This is a genomic window from Planococcus sp. CAU13 (genome assembly GCF_000775575.1).
Taxonomy (GTDB): Bacteria; Bacillota; Bacilli; order Bacillales_A; family Planococcaceae; genus Planococcus.
The window spans coordinates 1-5,968 of sequence record NZ_JRGN01000351.1 but is presented as its reverse complement, the minus strand read 5'-3'; the positions used below and the strand labels follow the sequence as shown (position 1 = coordinate 5,968).

At 44.4% G+C, this 5,968-nt stretch carries 9 protein-coding genes; all 9 read left to right on the top strand.

Features of this window, described 5'->3' with window-relative positions:
- Positions 1-195 precede the first annotated feature (195 nt).
- The 9 genes from KW93_RS16465 (at position 196) to ndk (ending at position 5,848) form a co-directional block, all read left to right on the top strand.
- Positions 196-399: a DUF2768 domain-containing protein gene (locus tag KW93_RS16465; RefSeq protein ID WP_033544145.1), complete on the top strand. Its 204-nt coding sequence runs from the start codon at positions 196-198 to the stop codon at positions 397-399.
- A gap of 10 nt (positions 400-409) precedes the next feature.
- Positions 410-1,120: a hypothetical protein gene (locus tag KW93_RS16460; RefSeq protein ID WP_033544144.1), complete on the top strand. Its 711-nt coding sequence runs from the start codon at positions 410-412 to the stop codon at positions 1,118-1,120.
- Positions 1,121-1,295: 175 nt separating this feature from the next.
- Complete coding sequence (locus tag KW93_RS16455) at positions 1,296-1,568, top strand: HU family DNA-binding protein (RefSeq protein ID WP_033544143.1); 273 nt, start codon at positions 1,296-1,298, stop codon at positions 1,566-1,568.
- Positions 1,569-1,915: 347 nt separating this feature from the next.
- On the top strand, positions 1,916-2,485 hold the full coding sequence (gene folE, locus KW93_RS16450) for a GTP cyclohydrolase I FolE (RefSeq protein WP_033544146.1): 570 nt from the start codon (positions 1,916-1,918) through the stop codon (positions 2,483-2,485).
- 39 nt (positions 2,486-2,524) lie between these two features.
- Entirely contained in the window at positions 2,525-2,746 is a 222-nt protein-coding gene (gene mtrB, locus KW93_RS16445) for a trp RNA-binding attenuation protein MtrB (protein ID WP_033544142.1), read from the top strand.
- An 88-nt stretch (positions 2,747-2,834) separates the two neighbouring features.
- The gene (locus KW93_RS16440; RefSeq protein ID WP_033544141.1) at positions 2,835-3,611 is read left to right on the top strand and encodes a heptaprenyl diphosphate synthase component 1; all 777 of its coding nucleotides are present in this window, start codon (positions 2,835-2,837) and stop codon (positions 3,609-3,611) included.
- A 5-nt stretch (positions 3,612-3,616) separates the two neighbouring features.
- Entirely contained in the window at positions 3,617-4,321 is a 705-nt protein-coding gene (locus tag KW93_RS16435; protein ID WP_033544140.1) for a demethylmenaquinone methyltransferase, read from the top strand.
- Between the two features lie 17 nt (positions 4,322-4,338).
- Positions 4,339-5,313, top strand: a complete 975-nt coding sequence (hepT, locus tag KW93_RS16430) for a heptaprenyl diphosphate synthase component II (protein ID WP_033544139.1) — start codon at positions 4,339-4,341, stop codon at positions 5,311-5,313.
- Positions 5,314-5,401: 88 nt separating this feature from the next.
- A complete protein-coding gene (gene ndk / locus KW93_RS16425; RefSeq protein ID WP_033544138.1) occupies positions 5,402-5,848 on the top strand; it encodes a nucleoside-diphosphate kinase in 447 nt (148 codons plus the stop codon).
- Positions 5,849-5,968 lie beyond the last annotated feature (120 nt).

Genomic DNA, 5,968 nt, shown 5'->3' with positions numbered 1-5,968 from the left:
CAATATCGATTATTGAAGATTATTAGTTCAACTTATATAGCTGGGAAGCGGTGCTGTTAACCGCTTCTTTTTTATGGTGTAAAAAGGGTTGAATGCCGCTGTGTAATTGTGCTCGGATCGTCAAATACTCAACCGGCACTAAGGTTCGTCTTGTGCTATACTATTCACTGAAACTGAACGAGAGGCGGCTGTTTTATGAGTTCTTTGGACAAAATGTGGGTATCGTTTGCCGGGATTGCGTTTCTGATCATATCCATGGGAATGATTTACTTAAGCAGATACAAATTGAATAATGGCTTTCTAAAATTTATTTTCGCCCTGGTTGCATATATCCTCCTGATACTTGGATTCTTCATAATGGTGTTCACTGTATTCAGCGGACCAACTGGCGGCGCATGAGGTGAAAAACATGAAAAAGGCAGTTTTTTTATTCCTGCTACTGGCCATTCCTTTATTTCTGAGTGCATGCATGTATCCGGAAAGTGAACGTGCGGAAAGTTTGATGCCCCATGAGGATCAATTGATTTCTGTGCAGGATGGAGTAAATAAATACCGTAATGCAAGCGGGGGCTTATTGCCCATCAAAACACGTGATATGGACGTGGACCAGTATATAAAATATCCAATTGATTTTTCTAAAATCGTTCCCGCCCATATTTCGAAAATTCCCCCCAATGCTTTTGAAACGGGAGGTATTTTCCAATACGTCCTGGTGGATGTAGAAGAGAATCCGTCAGTAAAATTAGTGGATCTGCGCATACCTGAAACGATCCGCACTGTAAATGTCAGAAAAAGCGCTAATGGCGGAAAAGCGCCGATTGCCGAAATCGTGGCAGATAATGTATACAGATTCAACTATAATTTAATGGGTTTTAAAGAAGAGCCCACTGTCCTGAGCCCCTACAGCGGAAGAAATCTGCCGCTGGTCGTCACAGGCAGCGGTGACGTATATGTCGATTATTCCATGGATCTTTTTACAGCGCTCCAGGAGTATGAAGGGGAGCTTGAGGAAGGGCAGGATATCCGGTTCCTTCTCTATGAAGATCACCCTGTAGTACCGGCTTATTCACTGCCGTACACAATCGACGAAAACAGGGAGCCTGTTTTCATGAATGACTAAGGAATGGTGATTTATCAAGGTTTTTGATAGAAAAGCCTTCTTTTTAGAATATTTTGTCAGTATTTGTCCTGATTCTGCCAAAACCGCGGTAATAGTGGTTGCTATGCGTTTTTCTATGTGATACTCTTTTTACAGGATTGATGGTAAACATCCCCTTTGAGAGGAGGTGAATAGCATGAACAAGACAGAATTAGTGAACTCTGTTGCTGAAGCAGCTGAGCTTTCCCGCAAAGACGCCGCTAAAGCAGTTGACGCTGCATTTGAAGCGATTCAAGGCGCATTAACTAAAGGTGATAAAGTACAGTTGATCGGTTTCGGTAACTTCGAAGTACGCGAACGCGCTGCCCGTAAAGGACGCAACCCACAAACTGGTGCTGAAATCGAAATCGCTGCAAGTAAAGTACCTGCATTTAAGCCTGGTAAGGCACTTAAAGATGCAGTGAAATAAGCTGCAGTGCTGTACATAGAATGGCTCCGCCGGAATGGAGATTCCGTTGGGGCCATTCTTTTTGATTGGGGGAAAATTCCGGACACAAAAGCTGAACCGTTCCTCCTAGGAAGACGTCCTCCAAAAAACAGCTTGCTTTCCAAAACCTGCCCTCATATGCTAAGATTCTTATGCTGAGATGGTTGAAGGCGGACGATATAGGCCATTCCATCAAATTATTGAGAGAATCCATATACGATAATGAAATAAATAAAATATAACAACAGAGATGAAGCAGAAATTACATAATTTAAAGAATGTATGGGCATTCGTCTTTTACAGGAGGAACCAATGTGACCGATACGGAATTGCAGAACGTTGATCTGGAAAAAATTGAAAAGGCTGTTTTGATGATCCTGGAAGCTGTGGGTGAAGATACTGCGCGTGAAGGCCTTCTTGACACACCCAAACGTGTGGCAAAAATGTACGCGGAAGTGTTTTCCGGCTTGAAAGAAGACCCGAAGGAATATTTCAAGACTGTTTTTTATGAGGGGCACGAAGAATTGGTTCTTGTAAAAGATATCCCGTTTTATTCTATGTGTGAACATCACCTGGTGCCGTTCTTCGGCAAGGCGCATATTGCCTACATTCCGCGTGACGGAGTCGTTACGGGCCTCAGTAAACTGGCGAGAGCCGTGGAAACTGTCGCCAAACGTCCGCAGCTGCAGGAGCGGATCACTTCAACCATTGCCGATTCGATGATGGAGACGCTGAATCCGCACGGTGTTTTTGTAATGGTGGAAGCGGAGCATCTGTGCATGACCATGCGGGGGGTCAAAAAACCCGGAGCCATGACAATCACGGCAGTGGCTCGCGGAATTCTGGAAACCGATGCTATTAAACGATCTGAAGTAATAACTTACATCAATAAAAATTGATTTTTAACATATACCAGCAAATGGAAAGCGGGTGGCGAAATGGCTCAGACTGAATATATAGTGATCCGGGCTCAGGAAGATGGAGTGAACGTCATCGGACTGACACGGGGCAATGATACAAAATTCCATCATACAGAGAAATTGGACAAAGGCGAAGTCATGATTGCCCAGTTCACAGAACATACTTCTGCGATAAAAATTCGCGGAAAAGCCGAGATCCATTCAGAGCATGGAATGGTCGAAAGTGAATCCAGGAAATAAGACCAAATGGGTGAAGCCGGTTCCGGTGCTGTGTTATACTTATGTAGAACTAATGTAGAATTGTCAAATCACGAATGGAGCACGCAGTATGAATGACTTACAAATACATTCGAAAATCACATTAATGGAAATCGATGTCCTGCAGGCTTTGCATCAGCGGACACTCGATAAATATACAGCAGGCCCGTCTATAGACCGGTCCCGTTTGTTCTTTTTGCTGTTGCCTTTTTTTGACGGCCAAAAGTGGACGGAAGAAGTTGAGGATGCTGCCAAAACAGTGGCAATCGTCTATGCTGCCCTGCACGCCCATGATCAGGTCAATGAAGAATCTCCAATCAGTAAAAGCCAGCAGTTAACGGTTTTGGCCGGTGATTTCTACAGTGGGATTTATTATCAAATGCTCAGCAATTCAAATAATATAAAATTGATTCAAATGCTGGCGAGCGGCATTATCGGCGTCAGCGAAAAGAAAGCATCTTTGTATGAAAAGAAAACGATTTCGCTTGCTGGCATCGAAAACGCCGCAGAAGTCATTGAAACTAGTTTATTGCGTATTTTCTATGATTATTATGGTTTCTCCCAATATGCTGTTATTGCAGAGCCGGCGATGGAGTATGTCTATTATTCACGACAATTGGATTATTTGCATGCCGGGCTTGAAACCAATATTCTGCGCAAGTTGAATCTCGCGCTGCCATTGCCCCTCTATTCAGAACGCTGGCTTCTCGATAAACTTGATTCACTGCATCTTAAATTGACGAAAGCATTGGATGCTTATCCGATGGATTTTCAACTGAAGAATTTCATGCTACATCAAATCACTCCGCATCAGCATTTAGCTGAACAGCTTACCCGAGAAGGATGACTAGGATGCCTAAAACGAAAGAACAGCGAGTCCATGAAGTATTTGAAAAGATTTCACAGAACTATGATCAGATGAACTCGGTCATCAGTTTTCAGCAGCACAATAAATGGCGAAAAGACACAATACATAAGATGCAGGTGGCTCCAGGCTCCTCTGCAATCGATGTGTGCTGTGGAACTGCCGATTGGACCATTGCGCTGGCTGAGGCTGCCGGCACAAACGGCAGGGTGGTAGGCCTTGATTTCAGCCAGAATATGCTGAATGTCGGGAAACAGAAAACTAGCCATCTCCCTCAGGTGGAGCTCGTGCAGGGCAATGCGATGTCACTGCCTTATCCGGATAATACATTTGATTTTGCGACCATCGGTTTCGGACTCAGGAATGTACCGGATTATGAACAGGTTCTGTCAGAAATGCACCGCGTGCTGAAACCAGGTGGAATGATTGCATGCCTGGAAACATCACAGCCTGAAAGCCTCCTGTTCAAGCCGTTTTTCCGGTTTTATTTCCGGTTTATCATGCCGGTATTCGGAAAACTTTTCGCGAAGAGCTATAAGGAATATTCCTGGCTGCAGGAATCGGCCAAAGGTTTTCCAGGGATGAAACAATTAGCGAAGCTGTTTGTTGACGTCGGTTTTGAAAAGGTTAAATACAAGCCTTATACCGGCGGGGCAGCTGCACTGCATATGGGTATTAAAAAAGTAAAGTAGCGGGAGAAGGTTTTTAAGTGGAAAAGGTGAAGTTGAAGTTGCTCTATTCCGACCTTGGACCGGAATTGGATAAGATTGAAAAAGAATTAGAAGTAGCTGTGGGTTCCAATTCCCTCCTCCTTAATGAAGCTTCCTTACATTTGTTGCAGGCCGGGGGAAAAAGAATCCGGCCTGTTTTTGTTTTGCTTGCAGGCAAATTCGGCAATTATAATGTTGATGTGATGAAACAGGTTGCGGTTCCGCTTGAATTGATCCACATGGCTTCCCTTGTCCATGACGATGTCATTGATGACTCTGAGATGAGGCGCGGGCAGGCGACGGTGAAAGCCCAGTGGAATAATAGCGTAGCAATGTATACGGGAGATTTCATTTTGGCGCGTGCACTTGAATACATTACGGTTGTTGAAGATCCAAAAATCCACCGCATTCTTGCCAAAACCATGATAGAAGTGTGCCGCGGTGAAATTATACAGATTGAAGATAAATTCAAATTGGATCAGTCACTCAGGGATTATCTTCGCCGCATCAAAAGGAAAACGGCTCTGCTGATTTCTTCCAGCTGTGAACTGGGTGCCACTGTATCCGGAACGGATGCACAAACGGCAGCCCGGCTGCGCAGATTCGGTTATTTCATCGGTATGTCCTTTCAGATCACAGACGATATTCTTGATTTCACTTCCACAGATGAAGAGCTGGGGAAACCGGCAGGCAGTGACTTCGTGCAAGGGAACATTACGCTCCCTGTCCTGTTTGCGCGCAGAAATCCTGAAATCTACAGTAAGCTGAAGAACGCCCTAGGAAAAGAAATGTCAGACAGTGAGCGTATGGAGATCGTGCGGCTGATCCGAAACAGTCCCGCATTGCAGGAAGCGAAGGCGCTCAGCGATCAGTATCTTGATAAAGCGCTGGAAGAGCTTGCTCATCTGCCGAAAGGCCCTGCCAATAAAACGATGCGAAAAATCGCCCTGTTCATCGGAAAGCGGAAATTTTAAGCTTCCAGTTGACAAACGGCTTCATAATGATAGTATTTTTTAAGGTGGGCAACTAATGCCCGAGCTTTTAACAGAGGAGTGTTCATTAATGGAAAAAACATTTTTAATGGTTAAACCTGATGGTGTGCAACGCAATGTAATCGGTGAAATCGTCGCTCGTTTCGAGAAAAAAGGCTATAATCTGGTTGGTGCTAAATTGATGCAGATTCCAACTGAATTGGCAGAAGAGCATTACGGCGAGCACAAAGAGCGTCCTTTCTTCGGTGAATTGGTTGAATTCATCACTTCAGGCCCTGTATTCGCAATGGTTTGGGAAGGCGAAAACGTTATTTTGACTGCACGTCAAATGATGGGCGCTACAAACCCTAAAGATGCAGCTCCAGGAACAATCCGCGGCGACTTCGCAGTTACTGTCGGCAAAAACATGATCCACGGTTCGGATTCTGCTGAAAGCGCAGAGCGCGAAATCGGCCTGTTCTTCAAAGAAGAAGAATTGGTATCATACGAAAAAACAATGAGCAGCTGGGTTAACTAATCCAATTGACAAATTAGAAAAAGGTATCCTTCGGGATGCCTTTTTTTTATAGTCCAATAAAATATAGGTTTCAATCATTTCGCTCTAGGTGGACGCTTTCTTATGCGCAGTCAAGTCTTT